This window comes from Bradyrhizobium cedriense, assembly GCF_054602315.1.
In genome coordinates, this window is sequence record NZ_JBTSWB010000003.1 from 181,492 (window position 1) to 198,339 (window position 16,848).

Annotated in this window: 18 protein-coding genes; 7 read left to right on the plus strand and 11 right to left on the minus strand. The window is 65.5% G+C overall.

What is annotated here, in order from left to right; genetic code table 11:
- Window positions 1-38 precede the first annotated feature (38 nt).
- Window positions 39-1,124, plus strand: a complete 1,086-nt coding sequence (locus ACYCVF_RS12490; protein ID WP_459595811.1) for a 3-deoxy-7-phosphoheptulonate synthase — start codon at window positions 39-41, stop codon at window positions 1,122-1,124.
- Window positions 1,125-1,167: 43 nt separating this feature from the next.
- On the opposite strand, the gene ACYCVF_RS12495 is transcribed toward ACYCVF_RS12490, so the two are convergent.
- The 3 genes from ACYCVF_RS12495 to epmA are packed head-to-tail and all read right to left on the minus strand — an operon-like array spanning window position 1,168 to window position 3,609.
- A complete protein-coding gene (locus tag ACYCVF_RS12495; protein ID WP_061026813.1) occupies window positions 1,168-1,422 on the minus strand; it encodes a hypothetical protein in 255 nt (84 codons plus the stop codon).
- Between the two features lie 43 nt (window positions 1,423-1,465).
- The gene (locus tag ACYCVF_RS12500) at window positions 1,466-2,560 is read right to left on the minus strand and encodes a lysine-2,3-aminomutase-like protein (RefSeq protein WP_459595812.1); all 1,095 of its coding nucleotides are present in this window, start codon (window positions 2,558-2,560) and stop codon (window positions 1,466-1,468) included.
- Window positions 2,557-3,609, minus strand: coding sequence for an EF-P lysine aminoacylase EpmA (gene epmA, locus ACYCVF_RS12505; protein ID WP_459595813.1), 1,053 nt, complete (start codon window positions 3,607-3,609; stop codon window positions 2,557-2,559). Before epmA ends, ACYCVF_RS12500 begins: the two co-directional genes overlap by 4 nt.
- Window positions 3,610-3,771: 162 nt before the next feature.
- On the opposite strand from epmA, the gene efp reads away from it, so the two are divergent.
- From efp to ACYCVF_RS12520, 3 genes are all read left to right on the plus strand, one after another.
- Window positions 3,772-4,338, plus strand: coding sequence for an elongation factor P (gene efp, locus ACYCVF_RS12510; protein WP_459595814.1), 567 nt, complete (start codon window positions 3,772-3,774; stop codon window positions 4,336-4,338).
- A gap of 43 nt (window positions 4,339-4,381) precedes the next feature.
- A complete protein-coding gene (locus ACYCVF_RS12515) occupies window positions 4,382-5,983 on the plus strand; it encodes a M23 family peptidase (RefSeq protein WP_459595815.1) in 1,602 nt (533 codons plus the stop codon).
- Between the two features lie 78 nt (window positions 5,984-6,061).
- On the plus strand, window positions 6,062-7,042 hold the full coding sequence (locus tag ACYCVF_RS12520; protein ID WP_459595816.1) for a DUF808 domain-containing protein: 981 nt from the start codon (window positions 6,062-6,064) through the stop codon (window positions 7,040-7,042).
- 52 nt (window positions 7,043-7,094) lie between these two features.
- On the opposite strand, the gene ACYCVF_RS12525 is transcribed toward ACYCVF_RS12520, so the two are convergent.
- Window positions 7,095-7,598, minus strand: coding sequence for a cupin domain-containing protein (locus tag ACYCVF_RS12525; protein WP_459595817.1), 504 nt, complete (start codon window positions 7,596-7,598; stop codon window positions 7,095-7,097).
- 21 nt (window positions 7,599-7,619) lie between these two features.
- Window positions 7,620-8,099: a carboxymuconolactone decarboxylase family protein gene (locus ACYCVF_RS12530; RefSeq protein WP_459595818.1), complete on the minus strand. Its 480-nt coding sequence runs from the start codon at window positions 8,097-8,099 to the stop codon at window positions 7,620-7,622.
- Between the two features lie 53 nt (window positions 8,100-8,152).
- On the opposite strand from ACYCVF_RS12530, the gene ACYCVF_RS12535 reads away from it, so the two are divergent.
- The gene (locus tag ACYCVF_RS12535; protein ID WP_459595819.1) at window positions 8,153-8,674 is read left to right on the plus strand and encodes a MarR family winged helix-turn-helix transcriptional regulator; all 522 of its coding nucleotides are present in this window, start codon (window positions 8,153-8,155) and stop codon (window positions 8,672-8,674) included.
- Between the two features lie 22 nt (window positions 8,675-8,696).
- Here the strand turns inward: ACYCVF_RS12535 and ACYCVF_RS12540 are convergent, their stop codons facing one another.
- Both ACYCVF_RS12540 and ACYCVF_RS12545 read right to left on the minus strand, forming a co-directional pair.
- Window positions 8,697-8,948 carry a hypothetical protein gene (locus ACYCVF_RS12540; RefSeq protein ID WP_459595820.1) on the minus strand — a complete coding sequence of 84 codons (252 nt, stop codon included), beginning with the start codon at window positions 8,946-8,948 and terminating at the stop codon, window positions 8,697-8,699.
- 72 nt (window positions 8,949-9,020) lie between these two features.
- Window positions 9,021-9,278, minus strand: a complete 258-nt coding sequence (locus ACYCVF_RS12545) for a hypothetical protein (protein WP_459596458.1) — start codon at window positions 9,276-9,278, stop codon at window positions 9,021-9,023.
- A 133-nt stretch (window positions 9,279-9,411) separates the two neighbouring features.
- Between ACYCVF_RS12545 and ACYCVF_RS12550 the strand changes: the two genes are divergently transcribed.
- On the plus strand, window positions 9,412-10,641 hold the full coding sequence (locus ACYCVF_RS12550) for a lytic murein transglycosylase (protein WP_459595821.1): 1,230 nt from the start codon (window positions 9,412-9,414) through the stop codon (window positions 10,639-10,641).
- A gap of 69 nt (window positions 10,642-10,710) precedes the next feature.
- Here the strand turns inward: ACYCVF_RS12550 and ACYCVF_RS12555 are convergent, their stop codons facing one another.
- From ACYCVF_RS12555 to recJ, 3 genes are all read right to left on the minus strand, one after another.
- Window positions 10,711-11,502 (minus strand): aldolase, encoded by a 792-nt coding sequence (locus tag ACYCVF_RS12555; RefSeq protein ID WP_459595822.1) that lies wholly within the window; start codon window positions 11,500-11,502, stop codon window positions 10,711-10,713.
- A gap of 95 nt (window positions 11,503-11,597) precedes the next feature.
- A complete protein-coding gene (locus tag ACYCVF_RS12560; protein WP_459595823.1) occupies window positions 11,598-12,407 on the minus strand; it encodes an SDR family NAD(P)-dependent oxidoreductase in 810 nt (269 codons plus the stop codon).
- A gap of 91 nt (window positions 12,408-12,498) precedes the next feature.
- Entirely contained in the window at window positions 12,499-14,340 is a 1,842-nt protein-coding gene (recJ, locus tag ACYCVF_RS12565) for a single-stranded-DNA-specific exonuclease RecJ (protein WP_459595824.1), read from the minus strand.
- 286 nt (window positions 14,341-14,626) lie between these two features.
- On the opposite strand from recJ, the gene ACYCVF_RS12570 reads away from it, so the two are divergent.
- Window positions 14,627-15,703, plus strand: coding sequence for a methyl-accepting chemotaxis protein (locus ACYCVF_RS12570; protein WP_459595825.1), 1,077 nt, complete (start codon window positions 14,627-14,629; stop codon window positions 15,701-15,703).
- A gap of 162 nt (window positions 15,704-15,865) precedes the next feature.
- On the opposite strand, the gene ACYCVF_RS12575 is transcribed toward ACYCVF_RS12570, so the two are convergent.
- Window positions 15,866-16,816 carry a LysR substrate-binding domain-containing protein gene (locus ACYCVF_RS12575; RefSeq protein WP_459595826.1) on the minus strand — a complete coding sequence of 317 codons (951 nt, stop codon included), beginning with the start codon at window positions 16,814-16,816 and terminating at the stop codon, window positions 15,866-15,868.
- Between the last annotated feature and the right edge of the window lie 32 nt (window positions 16,817-16,848).

Here is a 16,848-nt window from a genome sequence, read left to right on the forward strand (position 1 = left end):
TAATGGCCGGCAGGTTCTAAAACAGACAGGAGCCCGCCGTGCTGAGCACGACCGACGATCTTCGCATCCGTGAACTGAAAGAGCTGAGCACACCGGAAGAGGTGATGCGGGAGGTCCCGCGCACGCTCACCGCGACGCGCGTGGTGATGGCCGCCCGCAACGCCATCCACGCCACCCTGGGCGGCCAGGACGACCGCCTGCTGGTCGTGGTCGGCCCCTGCTCGGTGCATGATCCAAAGGCCGCGCTCGACTACGCCGAGCGGCTTGCGCGCCTGCGCGAAGACCTTTCCGACCAGCTCGAGATCGTCATGCGCGTCTATTTCGAGAAGCCGCGCACCACCGTCGGCTGGAAGGGCCTGATCAACGACCCCGATCTCGACGGCAGCTTCGACATCAACAAGGGCCTGAGGCTGGCGCGTAACGTGCTGTTGGCGGTGAACAATCTCGGCCTGCCCGCCGGCACCGAATTCCTCGACATGACGACGCCACAATACATCGCCGACCTCGTCTCCTGGGCCGCAATCGGCGCCCGCACCACCGAGAGCCAGATCCATCGCGAGCTGGCTTCTGGGTTGTCCTGTCCGGTCGGCTTCAAGAACGGCACCGACGGCAATGTGCGGATCGCGGCGGACGCGGTGAAGTCGGCCTCGCATCCGCATCATTTCATGGCGGTGACCAAGCTCGGCCGCTCGGCGATCGCCTCGACCGCGGGCAACGAGGATTGCCACATCATCCTGCGCGGCGGCAGCAAGCCCAACTACGACGCGGCAAGCGTTGCGGCCGCCTGTAATGAATTGACCAAATCCGGCGTCGCGCCGCTCGTGATGGTGGATGCAAGCCATGCCAATTCGAGCAAGAAGCCGGAGAACCAGCCGCTGGTGATGGCCGACATCGCCGGCCAGATCTCGGGCGGCGAGAGTCGCATCATGGGCGTGATGATCGAGAGCAATCTCGTCGCCGGCCGCCAGGACGTGGTGCCCGGCAAGCCGCTCACCTACGGCCAGAGCATCACCGACGGCTGCATCGACTGGCCCACCACGGCGACCGTGCTCGAGCAACTCGCCGACGCGGTCGAGATCCGGCGCAACGGCCAGCGCGCAGGGCTGCACGAGCGATCGGCCTAGCTGAAGCAAAGCGGGCGGGGCAATGCCCTGCCCGCCTCACCGCCTAGCAGCCGCGGCAAATGCTCTTGATCTTGCGATCAAGCTCCGCGTCTTCCTTGTTCGCCGGCGTGTTCGGATTGCTCAGATTCTTCTCGCTCGGCACGTCGGCCGCACGCGGCTGGCGGTGACCGACGGGCGCCGGCAATACCGATCCGGGGATCGCACCGCCGGATGTCGAGCCTTTCGAGCCACCGGTCTGCGCAACCGCCGCGTCGCCAAGCAAGACTGCGAGCGAAACTGCCAGCATGATCTTCTTCATTTTCACTTCTCCATGCTCAAACCGGCGCGCTCTCAATCCCCGCTCAGCTCTCGGGCGGGTAAAGGTGAACGTCGCCGCAATAGTCCACGATACGATAGCGCGTTTCGGCTCCGGCATCACCCGCGTCGGCTGCGGTATTATACGGCGCCAGCACGTAGCCTGGCCCTGCGGGCGCTTTGCCGGCGCCGCCGGGTATGTCGATGACGTAGTCCGGCTGGCACAGTCCTGACACCCGGCCACGCAACTGCCGCATCAGGTACTGCCCCTGCGCCAGCGTCGTTCGCAAATGCGCGGTGCCCGGCGCGAGATCTCCGTGATGCAGATAGTAGGGCTTGATCCTGCATTCGACGAAAGCTCTCATCAAATCCGACAGAGCGGCGACGTTGTCATTGACGCCGCGCAACAGTACGGACTGGCTCACCAGGGGAATTCCGGCATCGACGAGCCGCGCACAGGCAGCCCGCGCGGGCCCCGCCAGTTCGCGCGCGTGGTTGGCGTGCACCGCCAGCCAGGTGGCCGCGCCCGTGACCTTCAGCGCCGCAACCATCTCCTCGCTGACGCGCGCGGGATCGGCCACGGGAACGCGGGTGTGCAGGCGGATGATCTTGACGTGATCGATCGCAGCGAGCTCGGCCATAATCTCGCTCATGCGACGCGGCGACAGCATCAGGGGGTCGCCGCCGGTCAGGATCACTTCCCATATCTCGCCATGCGAGCGGATGTAGTCGATCGCCGCGCGGTAGGCGCTGTCCGATAGCGCATTCTCCTTGCTAGGCCCCACCATCTCGCGGCGGAAGCAGAAGCGGCAATAGACCGCGCAGACGTGAACGAGCTTGAACAACACGCGGTCGGGATAGCGGTGCACGATCCCGGGAACCGGCGAATGCGGATGGTCGCCGATCGGATCGGCGTTCTCGCCAGGCTTCAGGTCCAGCTCGGCTGCGGTCGGAACGAATTGTCGGGCGATGGGATCGTCGGGATCAGTCGTGTCGATCAGCTCGACCAGCGCCGGCGTGATCGCCACCGCATAGCGCGCGGCAACGCGTTCGAGCGCCGGCAGCGCTGCTGCGGGGGCCAGACCCTCGGCGACGAGCTCGGCAGGCTCGCGCAGGGTGCGTGCAAGATTCGTCTTCGTCATCTCTCATCCGCAGGCGGTGTCCAGACCACCTGATCAATTCGTGTTGCGCCGCTCGCCAGCATCACCAGCCGGTCGAAGCCGAGCGCGACGCCGCTCGCCTCCGGCATTTCGGCAACGGCAGCCAGAAAATCCTCGTCGAGCGGATAGGCTTCGCCGTAGCGGCGCTGCTTCTCCGTCATCGATTCCGTGAAGCGCTTTCGCTGCTCCTCGGCGTCGGTCAACTCGCCAAAGCCGTTGGCGAGCTCGACGCCGCATGCATAGACCTCGAATCGCTCGGCGACCCTCGGATCGTCCGGCTTCACCCGCGCCAGCGCCGCCTCTGGAGATGGGTATTCGAACAGGATGGTCAAACGCCCCTGCCCCAGATGCGGCTCGACATGCTCGACCAGGACCTTGCTGAAGATGTCCGACCAGGTGTCGTCCTCGGCCACACGGACCTTGCCGCCGGCGGCCGCGGCGAGCGCGGCACGGTTACCCTCGCCGCCCGAGATTGTCGACAGCAGATCGATGTCGGCGAGGCGTTCGAAGGCACCCGCGACCGTCAGGAGCTCCGGCTCGGCGAAGGGATCGGCGGTCCGGCCCCGGAAGGAGAAAGTCCCGATTCCGGTTGCCTGCGCCGCACGAGCGATCACGACGACGCAATCGGCCATGATGGCATCGTAGGGGGCACCCGCCCGGTACCATTCAAGCATGGTGAATTCGGGCAGATGCAGGTCGCCGCGCTCGCGATCCCGGAACACCCGGGCGAACTCGAAAATCCGCGTCTCGCCTGCCGCCAGCAGCTTCTTGCAGGCGAATTCGGGCGAGGTCCGCAAGTATCGGCTGGCCCGGCTGCCGTCGGGCCGCATGATCTCGGTCCGGGGGGCGTGCAGATGGGTCTCATTGCCCGGAGAGACCTGAAGGACCGAGGTTTCGACCTCCATGAAGCCCTGTTCGGCGAAAAAGCCCCGCAAAGCTCCGGTCACCACGGCCCTGGACTGGAGGAACGGCCGCCGGTCAAGGTGCCTGCCCGGCGACCAGAAAGGCGACATCGGCTTGTCCCCAGCCATTAGCCGAGGGCCCCAACCGACAGCAAAGTGCTGGCATCCAACGGCAAAATCAGTATGTTGCGGCCCGAAACGGGCGCCGAGGTCCGATTTGAGGCCCCAAGTCCCCCAGCAATTTGACCACGTCCTGGCCGCAGCCGGGCCAAGCAAGCAGGAAATACACCTTTGAGAGTCATCGCCAGTTCCATTCGCAAGGGCAACGTGATCGAGCAAGACGGCAAGCTTTATGTCGTCGTGAGCGCCGAGAACATTCATCCCGGCAAGGGCACCCCGGTCAGCCAGATCGAAATGCGCCGAATTTCGGACGGGGTAAAGATTTCCGAGCGCTACAAGACCACCGATCAGGTCGAGAAGGCCACGATCGAAGAGCGCAACTACACCTACCTGTATGAGGACGGCGACGGCTACCACTTCATGAACCCTGAAAGCTACGATCAGGTCCAGGTGTCGAAGGACGTCGTCGGCGACGCGGCCGCGTATCTTCAGGAGAGCATGACCGTCAAGCTGTCCATGCACGATACCAACCCGGTGTCGATCGCACTGCCACAGCGCGTGACGCTGGAGGTGGTCGATACCGAGCCGGTGACCAAGGGGCAGACCGCCTCCTCCTCCTACAAGCCCGCGGTGCTCTCCAACGGCGTGCGCACCACCGTGCCGCCGCACATCACGGTCGGCACGCGCGTCGTGGTGATGACCGAAGACGGCTCCTACGCCGAGCGCGCCAAGGACTAACGAGCAATCGAGGATCGGAACAGGTGCCGCCGGGGGCGAGGCAGTGAGCAGGAAGAGTTTCCGCTTCGTCTCGCTTCTTCTGGCGTCGCTGTCGCTGCTCATTGCCGCACCGCTCGCTGCGGATGAATTCCGCAGCCCGTCGCTCACGGCCCTGCGCGTCGACTGGCGCGCAGCGCTTGACCAACTCCGTGACGAGATCAAGAGCCACCCCCAGATCGCGGGCGACTTCATCTTTGCACCCCGCCGTTCGGTGCCGCGCTACGATCCACGCGCGATGCCCGCACTGGTGCAGCTCAACGCGATTTCCTCGCGCTTCTTCACCGGCATTGCCCGAAGTCCCGTACCCGTGCTGCTGCCGTTTGACGCCGCCGCGTACCTCGCGGCGCAGCGCAGCGGCGCCCCGGCGACGCTCGCGCCGTCGCGGTACCAGGCCGACTTCAATCCCGTCGACATGTTCGATGCCGGTCCTGCCGGCTATAGCGCGACCTTCTCGTTCGAGCCCGGCGCCGGCGAGGGCATGCCGAGCCGGGTGTTCGCAAGGCCGGTCGAGGTGCAGATCACGGGCTCGGCGCTCGTCTACGACATCGCCGATCCCGCCGGCGGCAAGGGGGAGCCAGTCAAGCCGCTCGTGACAACCTACCCGGACCTGCGCAAGTTCATTCGCGAAGGCTATGTGCGCTACGCTTTCACGCGCTTCGGTGTCGCCTATGTGGTGTCGATCCAGTGCCTCGACAGCGTCACGAGGCCGCGGCGGCTCGCCTGCAAGGAGGCCTATCCGGTCGCCGAGCGCTTCCTGAAGGCGCTGCGCGTCGCGGGCGGCCAGCGCATGCGGCCATTGATGGACATTGCCTCCAGCATCATCGATCGCCCGGCGGGACGCTCGCCGGATTTCAGCTACAGGCCGAGCGGCGACATCATCCCGAACACCGGCTACCGCAAGCAAGGCGGCCATCCCGACCCAATGGCTTATGCGCAAATACGCTTTCCGCTCGAGAAGGCACCGGCCTTCGTGCGCTCGCAATCGTACGGCAAACGCGACAAGAGCGAAGGTCCGACCGCCTACCCCTGGCGCGACAATTTCTGCGAGTCGCGCAGTTTCGAGGTGTGGCAATGTGGCGGTGGCTACGGCCACCAGGGCGAGGACATTCGCGCCGCCGACTGCCCACCGCCCGGGGAGCGCCGCGAACCCTGCGATCCCAAGCAGCGCGCCGTCGTCGCAGTGCGAGACGCCGTCGTGATCCGCGGCGCCAAGGACCAGGCTGCGACGCTTCAAGTCAACAGCCGCACCGAGCACATCCGCTTCCGCTACATGCACATGAACCCGCATGCGATGAACGCCGACGGCGTGCTTAATGGCCGCATCGTCACCGAAGGCGAGAAGATCGGCGTGATCTCGAACTATCTCGACCATCCAGCCGGCACGTCGATGCACCTGCATTTCGACGTGCAGGTTTTCACCCGCGACGGCTGGATCTGGGTCAGCCCCTACGTCACGCTGGTCTCGGCCTATGAGCGCCTGATCCGCGCCCGCGGTCGCGAGATCGGCCCGGAGATCGCAGGAGGCCCGCAGCCTGTGGCGCATGTGCTGCCCGGGGACGTGATCAAGCCGGACCTGCGCGAGGGGTCGAGCGGCGAGGACAATTGACGACGTGCTCGTTCCGACGCCGGGGGGAGCGTGCTGTCGGGCACTCCGCCGGCCCGAACGAAGAAGGGACAGGGTTTGATGAGTGTCGGACTGATCGGTCTTCTCGACGATATCGCGGCGATAGCAAAGATGGCGGCGGCCTCGCTCGACGATGTGGCGAGCCAGGCGGCCAAGGCCGGCACAAAGGCCGCTGGCGTGGTCATCGATGATGCAGCCGTGACGCCAAACTACGTCATCGGCTTTGCCTCGAAGCGGGAGCTGCCGATCGTCGGCAAGATCGCGCTCGGATCGCTGCGCAATAAGCTGCTGGTTCTGCTTCCGATTGCCCTGCTGCTCGGCTATTTCCTTCCCGCCGCGGTCACGCCGCTGCTCATGCTTGGCGGAGCCTTTCTCTGCTACGAGGGAGCCGAGAAAGTGCTCGAAGCGGTGCTGCCGCATCATGCGCATCACCACGAAGCGCAGCTCCAACCGATTGCGTTGAATGCCCGCTCGGTCGAGGACGAGAAGGTCGCGAGCGCCATCAAGACGGATTTCATCCTGTCGGCGGAGATCATGGCCATCACGCTGGCCGCCATCCCCGCGGGCAGCATCTGGACGCAGGCACTGGTGCTGGCCCTCGTCGCCATCTTCATCACGGTTGGAGTCTACGGCGTGGTCGCACTGATCGTGAAGGCGGACGATGTCGGCGTGGCCCTTGCCCGCTACGATGGCGTCTCGGTCATTGGCGGCGCAATCCGTTTGCTTGGACGCGCGCTCGTCCGCGGCATGCCCGCTTTCCTCGCGGTGCTGAGCACCATCGGCACGGCCGCCATGATCTGGGTCGGCGGCGGCATCATCCTGCACGGCATCGAGAAATACGGCCCGCCCGCAGTGGGCCGCACGGTCCATGCCGCAACCGAGGCTGCCGCACACGCCCTTCCATCCGTTGCGGGCATCGTCGAATGGTCGGTCGAGGCAGCCATCTCAGGCGTACTTGGACTGCTTGTCGGCGCGCTTGCGATTCCGGTCGTCGAATACGGGCTCTCACCGGCATGGAAACGGTTGAAGCGACCGGCCTGAACAGAGGCTGGTCGTGGATCGAGCTTGCTCGCCGCTTCGGGCCGACGCGGGCCTACTCCAAGAACGTCGTGAGCTGCGCACCCTCGTCGACCACGAACACCGCAATCAATTCCGCCGGCTCCGTGGCGCTGGCATTGGCCGAGACCAGATGCGTCGAGCCCGGCGGCTCGAAGAAGGACTGGCCGACGCCAAACGTCTCGACAGGACCGCCGCCGAGCTGGGACCGGATCTCGCCCTTGGTGATGTAGGCGGTCACCGACCCCGCGTGACGATGCGGGCGCGAGAATCCGCCGGGACCGTAGGACACGCGCACGATGGTGACGCGCTTGCCCGGGACGTTGGGCAGCGCATAGGAGCCGATCGGTTCGACCTTGTCGAGCGGCGAGCCCTCCGCCGCGGTGGCGCAAAGTGGGGCCAGCGCGCCCGACACAGTATCCATCGTCACCGGCAGCGCCTTGCCGATCGCAAGCGCGCAGGCAAGCCCTGCGATGACGGCGAGCGCCGTCGAACGTGACGGCGCCGGACGCGGCACGGCGGAAAAGCTCATCGCTGTCATCGTGACCTCCCCTCGTGCCGATCAGGACGCAGCGGCGGCTGCGGCAGCCGGCCGCTTCGCCGGCGTCCAGCGATAGGCGGCGCCAAAGCGATTCCAGACATTGATCGATGCGACTGCCGAGGTCAGGTACATCAGCTCGGATTGGGAAAACTCGCGGGCAGCTTCCGCATAGATCTCCTCGCTGACGCCGTCCGGCAAGAAGGTGAGCACCTCCGCCCAGGCCAGCGCGGCCCGTTCGCGCGGCGAAAAGATCGGCGCCTCGCGCCAGACCGCCACGAGGTTCAGTTTATCCACGGGCACCCCGATGCGTTCGGACAACAGAACATGATGCTGCACACAGAAGGCACAGCCATTAATCTGCGAGACGCGCAGCTTGACGAGCTCAAGAAGCTGCTTGTCGAGCCCGGCCTTGGCCGCGACCTGGCCCAGCGCCAGCACCAAGTCGTAAGCATCGGGCGCGATCCGCTTGAAATCCTCATATTCGCTGCGGGCGTGTGACATTGCCGTTCACCTCGTCTATTATAAGAGCACTTATATCTTATAAGAGCTCTTATATGTCGCGCAAGATGAACGACGTCGCAAAATCGCGAACGCGGCGAAAGACGGTGGAAACCGGCGCCGCCCATGTTCCGGCTCCCGGCGAAGGCAAGCGCGGCGAGCAAGGCTATCTCGGCTACCTGCTGCGACAGGCCCATGCCGCGGTCCGGCTGAAGATGGAGCGCACCCTCGCCGATCTCGGCGTGACCTCACCACAATTCGCGGTGTTGACCATGCTCAACGCTTATCCGGGTCTCTCGGGGGCCGATGTCGCCCGCCTGACCTTCCTGACCCCCCAGACCGTCGGCGTCATCACTCGCAACCTCGAGCGCGACGGCGCGATCGCGATGACGCCCCATCCGGTCCACGGCCGCATCCAGCAATGGACGCTCACACCGCGCGGCGCGACTCTCTTGAACGCATGCCGACAGCGGGTGCTCGAATTGGAGAAGCGCCTCGCTCGGGGGCTGGACATCAAGGCGGAAACCGCGGTCCGACGGTGGCTTGCCGGCATCGCGGCCGAGTTGCACGAGGGCTAGACGCCTTCGCGCCCGAGGGATGCTACCCGCCCTTCAACACGTTCTTGACCTCGCCGTCAGGCCAGGTCTCGTCGGCCGCGATCACCCGCACGCGGCTCTGGTCGGCGGTATTCACCAGCACGTGCGAACTCATCCCCTCGCCGCTGTGCTCGAGACGCAAATCGGTTTCGGGCTTCCAGCCCAGCGTGATCGCGAGGTCACCGGGAAAGATCTGCCATTGCGATCCATCGTCGAGTTCGACGACGTGGCTTTCCGCATGCGTTCGTATTTTCATTCCACCCCGATCTTCGATGAACAGACTGCATGCGGACGCGGGGCCCCGGCATGTGGCCGGGGCCCTGGTCCGTCAGTCGTCGTGGTGAATGACGGTCTTGCTGCGGTTGCCGAATTCGTCTTCCTTCTTGATCACCGTGGTCCGATCTGCGGGCTCGCGTTCCCTGATGACCGTGGTACGGTCCCGATCGCGGTCCCGCTCACGATGTTCGTGCGACTGGCCAACCGTCACGCCAGCGCCGCCCGGACCGACATGAACGCCCACTTCATCGGCGAACGCCGGCGCCGCGAGGGCTGTCACCATGGCAGCGGCAAATAGATGCTTCTTCATCTTCTCCTCCTCGCTCTCATGGGGGAATGCGGGACTGCGACGGTTTGTTCCGGTGAAACAAGGCATGGAATCGGGCGCGCAGATGTTCCAGGAACCCACTCACATGCGCCATGTTTCCGGCTAGGATGCGCCCATGACGCACGCTGATTCCTCACCTCATCCAACGCGCCGCGCCCTGCTCCAGTCGACGCTCGGCGCAGCCGCCTTGCTTGCGCTCCCGTCCCGCGCCGTCGCCGCGCCCCCGGGTTTCGACGAATGGCGCGAGAGCTTTCGCGCACGCGCGATGGCGAAAGGCATTTCGGCCACGACCTGGCAGCGCGTGATGGGGCGGGTCGAGCCGGACATGAGCGTGTTCAAGCAGATGCGCAACCAGCCGGAATTCAACGAGCAGCTCTGGCAATACATCAACCGCCGCGTCTCCGACTGGCGCATCATCAACGGCAAGATCGCGCTGAAGAACAACGAGGCGCTGCTTGCGCGCGTCGAGCGCGATTTCGGCGTCGAGCGCGGCACGCTGCTGGCGCTGTGGGGCGTCGAGTCCGCCTATGGTGATCCCCTGGTGCAGCAGAACCACATGAGGCCGGTGTTTCCCTCGCTCGCCGCGCTCGCCTGGAACGAGCCGCGGCGCAAGGCCTATTGGGAGACCGAGTTGATCAACGCCTTGCGCATCGTCGACAAGGGCTGGAGCACTCCCGAGGAGATGCGCGGCTCTTGGGCCGGCGCGATGGGGCATTCGCAATGGATGCCGGAGGTCTGGCTCAATGTCGGCATCGACTATGACGGCGACGGCAAGGTGTCGCCGTTCGGCAAGCCGGACGACGCGCTGGGCTCGACCGCGAAATATCTCGTCAATCGCGGCAAGTGGCACCGCGGCGAGCACTGGGGCTACGAGGTGCGCGCGCCCGGCAACATGAACGGAAGCCGCACCTACGCGGCATGGCAGGCGGCAGGCGTGGCCCGCGCCGACGGTCAGCCGTTCCCGCAGCCGAACGCATCCGCGCAGATGTGGACGCCGGTCGCGGGCGGACCGACCTTCCTGCTGGGACCGAACTTCTATTCAGTAAAAAGCTACAACCCTTCGATGAACTATGCGCTCGCAATCTGCCATCTCGGCGATCGCTGCCTGGGCGCCCCGCCCTTCATCCAGCCCTTCCCCGGTTCTGAGCGCGCACTGACGCTCGCCGAGGTGCAGGAGATGCAGACGCGCCTGACCAAGGCCGGCTTCGACACCGGCGGCACCGACGGCCGCGTCGGCAACGACACGATGAAGGCGGTCAAGGATTTTCAGCAGCGTGCCGGGATCACGCCGGCGGATGGCTATGGCGGGCTGAAGGTGCTGGCGAAGCTCCGGCAGGGATTGTAGGAGCGCGCTCTCTCGCTCCGTCATTTCCGGGCGCGCCACTTGGCGCGCGCCCCGGAATGACAGTCTGCCTCAGTGCCTGTACTGCGGCTCCTCCGCATCGAGCTGGCGGCGGATGGCGGCGAGATGGAGCCGCGCGGATTCGGCATCGCCTTCGCGCATCTGCTTGTAAGTCGCGGCTGCAATCGCGGGATCGACCGGAAACACCTTTCGTCCCGTCGACATCGCCAGCACCTGCACCTCGGCGGCACGTTCGAGGTAGTAGAGATCGTCCCAGGCCTCGGCAATCGTCGGGGCAAGCACCATCACGCCGTGATGTTTCATGAAGACGATATCGGCATCGCCGACGCTCGAAGCGATGCGTGCACCTTCGCGGTTGTCGAGCGCAAGCCCGTTGTAGTCGCGATCCACCGCGGTGCGGCCATAGAATTTCAGCGCGGTCTGGCCGGCCCAGATCAGGGGATCGCCCTCGGTCATCGACAGCGCCGTCGCATAGGGCATGTGGGTGTGGAAGGCCACCTTGGCACGCGGCAGGCGCTTGTGCATTTCGGCATGGATGTAGAAGGCGGTCGCTTCCGGCACGCCCTCGCCGTCGAGCACGTTGCCATGGAAGTCGCAGATCAGGAGCTTCGACGCAGTCAGCTCGCGGAAGGCGTAGCCATAGGGATTGACGAGGAACAGGTCATCATGGCCGGGCACCACGGCCGAGAAGTGGTTGCAGATGCCCTCCTCGAAGCCGTTGCGCGCCGCCATGCGGAAGCAGGCTGCCAGATCCTCGCGCGCGGTGCGGATCGCATCGGTGGCGAGGTCCGGCCGGTTCGAACGATGGGGCGCGGGTGAGGACGCGTGAAGACTGTGCGCCATGCGAAGGACACCTGTGTCGGTTGGAAGCTTCCTGCGTTGTACAGGGCTGGCGCCTGCGCGTCAGCCCCTGCAACCGCCACCCTGCCCTGCGCGGCTCAGGTCCGCCGCGGCACGCCGCCGGCATTCATGCCGCCGTCGATGACGAGCTCGCTGCCGGTGACGTAGCGCGAGGCATCGGAGGCCAGATACAGCACGCCGGAGGCGATCTCCGCGGCATGGCCGGCACGGCCAAGGGGCGTGATGACCTTGGCGCGCTCCTCCGGATCGATCGGGGCGTTCTGACCTGCGCCGGTCGCCCCCGTCGGGATCTTGCCCCAGATCGGGGTATCGATGATGCCGGGATGAACCGAGTTGACGCGGATGCCGTCGCCCGCGGTCGCGCACTCCATCGCGATCGATTTGGCGAACAACCGCACGCCGCCCTTGGTGGCCGAATAGGCCGACAATCCGGGCGAGCCGCGCAGGCCCGCCAGTGAGGACATCATGACGATCGAGCCGCCGCCGGTCTTGCGCATCAAGGGGAGGCAATGCTTGACCGAGAGAAACACGCCATCGAGATTGATCGCATTCTGCTTGCGCCAGTCGGCGAGCGTCATGTCGACGATCGAGGGGACGGAAATGCCGATGCCGGCATTGGAGACCATGATGTCGAGCCGGCCATAACGCTTGGCGACCTCGGCGACGACCTCGATCCAGCGTTCCTCGCTGGTAACGTCCTGCTCCAGGAAGATCGCCTTGCCGTCGGCTTTGGTGACGCGTTTGATCAGCGCTTGGCCCCTCAGTTCATCGATGTCGGTCGCGATAACTGTGGCGCCTTCGCGCGCGAACAGCTCGACGATTGCCTCGCCGATGCCGGAGGCACCGCCGGTCACCAGCGCGACCTTGCCCTCAACCTGCCCTGCCATGTTCACTCCCTTTCTTCTTTGTTGTTTGAGGCCGTCATCTTTCGCGCACGATCCTTGTCGGAAACCGCTTCGCGCTTTACCGGACCGTGCACTATCTAATCACGGATGGCCCCTGGTCCGGTAGCGCCACGTCGACGACGCGGAATTGCACGCGCTCGGCGCCCTGGTAGCGATCGACCGACAATGATCCCGCGACATGCAGCTGCTGGCCACGGTTGGCGAGCAGCGCGTTGCCAAGCTTCTGGCCGACCGAACGGAACGCGATGCCGTTGACGATGGCGCCGTCGCCGGACTTGAAGCGCAGGCGCAGATGCGCCTGGCCGACCTCGTCGGCAAATACCAGTTGGTGCGCCGGCAGCGCCAGCACGGGCTCTGGATTGCCGCTGCCGAAAGGACCGGCGCGGTTGAGGATCGTCGCAAGCTCCGGCGTCACCGCCCGTGCGGAGACCGCGCCGTCGATATAGAGCTCGTTGACGTGGCGCGCCTCCGCCACGTCGCGCGCCAGCGCGTTCTCCAGATAGGCGCGGAATTCGGCGAGCTTCTCTTTGCGCAGCGTCACGCCCGCCGCCATTGCGTGGCCGCCGCCCTTGAGCAGGATGCCGTCGGCGACCGCCTGCCGCACCGCCTTGCCGAGATCGACGCCGGCGATCGAGCGGCCCGAGCCCGTGCCGATCCCACCGGGCTCGAGCGCAATGGCGAAAGCCGGCCGTGAGAATTTCTCCTTCAGGCGCGAGGCGACGAGGCCGACCACGCCGGGATGCCAGCCTTCCGATGCCGTGACGATGACGGCGAGCTTGTCCTCGAGCCCGATCGAGGCCAGCGCCTCGGCTTCAGCCTGCGCTTCCGCGGCCTGCTCGATGACACGGCGTTCGCTGTTGAGTCGGTCGAGCTCCGCGGCGATCCGTGCCGCCTCGACGCTATCGCTTTCCAGCAGCAGCCGCACGCCGAGATCGGCGCGGCCGATGCGGCCGCCGGCATTGATGCGTGGCCCCAGCATGAAGCCGAGATGCCAGGCTTCGGGTGGACCGTTGAGCCGTGCGACGTCCATCAGGGCGGTGTGACCCACATGGTCGCGGCGCCGCATCGCGATCAGCCCCTTGGCGACGAAGGCGCGGTTGAGGCCGATCAGCGGCGCCACGTCCGCGACCGTGCCGAGCGCAACATGATGCAGCATGCCGAGCAGATCGGGCTCGGGCATCTCGCTGCTCCAGAAGCCCCGCTGGCGCAACTCGCGGTTGACGGCGACCAGTGTCACCAGCACGAGGCCGACGGCGGCGAGATGGCCGAGGCCCGAGAGGTCGTCGGGGCGGTTCGGATTGACCAGCGCGTCGACCTCGGGAAGATCGAGGCCGCATTGGTGATGGTCGATCACGACGACGGACATGCCGAGGCGCTTGGCTTCCGCCAGCGGTTCCATGCTGGTGGTGCCGCAATCGACGGTGATCAGCAGCGTCGCACCCTTTTCGGCCAGCGCACGAACGGCTTCAATGTTCGGGCCGTAGCCCTCGAAGATGCGGTCGGGAATGTGGATCAGCGGATCGAGCCCGCAATGGCGCAGGTGCCAGGCGAGCAGTGCCGCCGAGGTCGCGCCATCGACGTCGTAATCGCCGAAGATCGCGACCTTCTCGCCCCTCGCCGCGGCATCGGCGATTCGCTTGGCGGCGGCTTCCATCTCCGTCACGGTGAAGGGATCCGGCAGCAGCTTTCGGATGGTCGGATCGAGGAAGTCGGGCACGGCGTCGATGTCGACCCCGCGGCCTGCCAGCACCCGCGCCAGCAGTTCGGGCAATTGGTGCCGCTGCACGATGGCGAGCGCCTGTGCCGCCCCGCGACCGTCCAGACGGTCGCGCCAGAGCTTGTCGGTCAGCGAGCGCGCCACGCCCAGGAAAGCCTGGGGCGCTTCGACGGGCAAGGCGGTGGCGGGCGGCGTCATGACGGGGGGCAACTTGTTGGAAACTCGGGTCCAGGCGATCACGCGGACGCACGGTCACTGGCTTTCCGGAGGATTGGCCGGCAATTGGCCCGGATTTGCAACGGCCCGACCGCACAAACCGGTGGATGGCCGCTCGACCGGCCGGGTGACTACCATTTAGGCATTCCGCGGAGCAGCAAATTAAGCAGGCGTTAGGCGGAATCTTCGAAAAAGAATCGTATTCGATCTGTAAGTCGTTGTTCCCCGTTCATTGCAGATCAGGCCTCATTGCCAAGGGAAGTCCCCGATGTCTGCTGCGCTGGGTCTCAAAGCCAAGCCGATCGCCACCGACCCCACCGAAGATGATTCCGACATCTCCGTGCTGATCAACCGCCTCACTGCGGAGGTCAACCAGATCGCGGTCGACAAGACCAAGTCGATCCAGCAGATCACCAACCAGATGAAGATGCTGGCGCTGAACGCGCTGATCGAGAGTTCGCGCGCCGGCGCACAAGGCGCAGGCTTTGCCGTGGTGGCGCAGGAGGTGCGCGGCGTCGGCCAGCAGGTCGAGACCATCGCCCGCGAACTCGAAACCCAATTGACGAAACGCACCGGCGATCTCGTCTCCTCGATCGAACGGATGAGCCAGCGTTCGCGCGGCGAACGCATGGTCGACCTGTCGCTCAATGCCATCGAGCTGATCGACCGCAATCTCTATGAGCGCACGTGCGACGTCCGCTGGTGGGCCACCGATTCCGCCGTCGTCGACTGCGCGGCTGAGCCGAGCGCTGCGGCCGTAAATCACGCCTCGCAGCGCCTCGGCGTGATCCTGGGGGCCTACACGGTCTACCTCGATCTCTGGCTCTGCGATCTCGACGGCAACGTCATCGCCAACGGCCGCGCCGACCGATTTCGCGTCGTCGGCCAGAACGTCGCCCACACCAAATGGTTTCGCGAGGCGCGGTCCCTGCGCTCCGGTGACGACTACGTCGCCGGCGACGTCGAGAACCAGCCGCTGCTCGGCAACGCGCAGGTCGCGACCTATTGCGCCAGCGTCCGCGCCGGCGGTCAGGCCAATGGCGCGCCGATCGGCGTGCTCGCCATCCATTTCGACTGGGAGCCGCAGGCTCGCGCCATCGTCCAGGGCGTCCGTGTCGGCGACAACGACAGGGCCCGCGTGCTGCTGGTCGATTCGAGTTTTCGCGTCATCGCAGCGTCCGACGGCCATGGCATCCTCAGCGAGCGCATCTCGATCTCGCTGAACGGCCAGCGCTCCGGCTTCTATCACGAGCGCAACGGCACACTGGTCGCCTTTCATGCGACGCCCGGCTACGAGACCTATCGGGGACTCGGCTGGTATGGCGTGATCGTCTGCGGAGCGTGAGCCCGGGCACGGCCAGCTGAAAAGCGCGAAAACAACCCCATGCACAGTAGGCAGGCCGTTGTTTGCACAACGTTTTCGAAGGCGCCTTGAGATGCAATCCCGCCGTTTGACACGTCAGGCAAAACAGCGTGAACGCACAAGATGCGGAAGGCGCGAGCTTTCTCACGAACCTTTCGAAGCACCGGCAGCCTGAGTTGCGATCCAATCTGTAAAGTGGCGCACGCGCTTGTCTCCCGTCAGAGCGGCACGCCAGCGCACAAAGTGAGCCTTCCCGGACGGCATGTCCCATTTCGACGGCAAGACCCTGCAGAGCCGGCGAGCGGCGATTGCGTCCTGAACCAGCAGAGAGCGCGCCAGCACCACGCCTGTCCCCTCGATGGCGGCTGCGAGCGCGAGACTGAGTGAACTGCAGCGCATGGCTTCTTGGACCGGCGCCGAGATGCCCAATCTTTCGAACCAGACCGGCCAAGACCACTCTGCTCCATCGTTGCGACCGGGTGGACCTTTGTGGACGATCGGCAGGTCGACGAGCATCCTCGGACTCGACAGAGGCCGACCTCCCGGGACGAGGGCTGGCGCAGCGACAGGGAAAACATACTCGTTGAAGAGCAGGCGTTGCGTCGAGTTCGGGCGCGCTGATGATTTCGGCAGCCACAGGATCAGGACATCGACGTCCGCGGCACGCGCCTGCGCCTCGCTTTCGACGACGACAAGGTCGAGACCAACGTCGGGATAAGCCGTCGTGAAGGTCGGCAGCCGCCGCACCAGCCAATAATGCGCCAAGGCGGAGCCTACGCCAACCTTCAGGATGGCGGGTCGCACCGCAGCCCTCGACCGGGCGCGCAGACCTGCCATGTCATCGAGCAGTCGACCAATGTCGTCCAGCAAAGACTGTCCCGCCGAGGTCGGCGACAGGCCGTTGCCCGTCCGGTTCAGAAGCAACGCGCCGACGAAACTCTCGAGTCTCTTCAGACGATGGCTGATCGCACTTTGCGTGATGCGTAGTTCGCTCGCGGCGAGCGTCATGCTGCGATGGCGGGCGGCGGCTTCAAATGCGACGAGGCCGTCGAACGGCGGAAGGGCTCTCATGTTGCACTTATGAACGAGATTCATGGTGACGTGAAGCGAACAAGACCGGAGAAAGC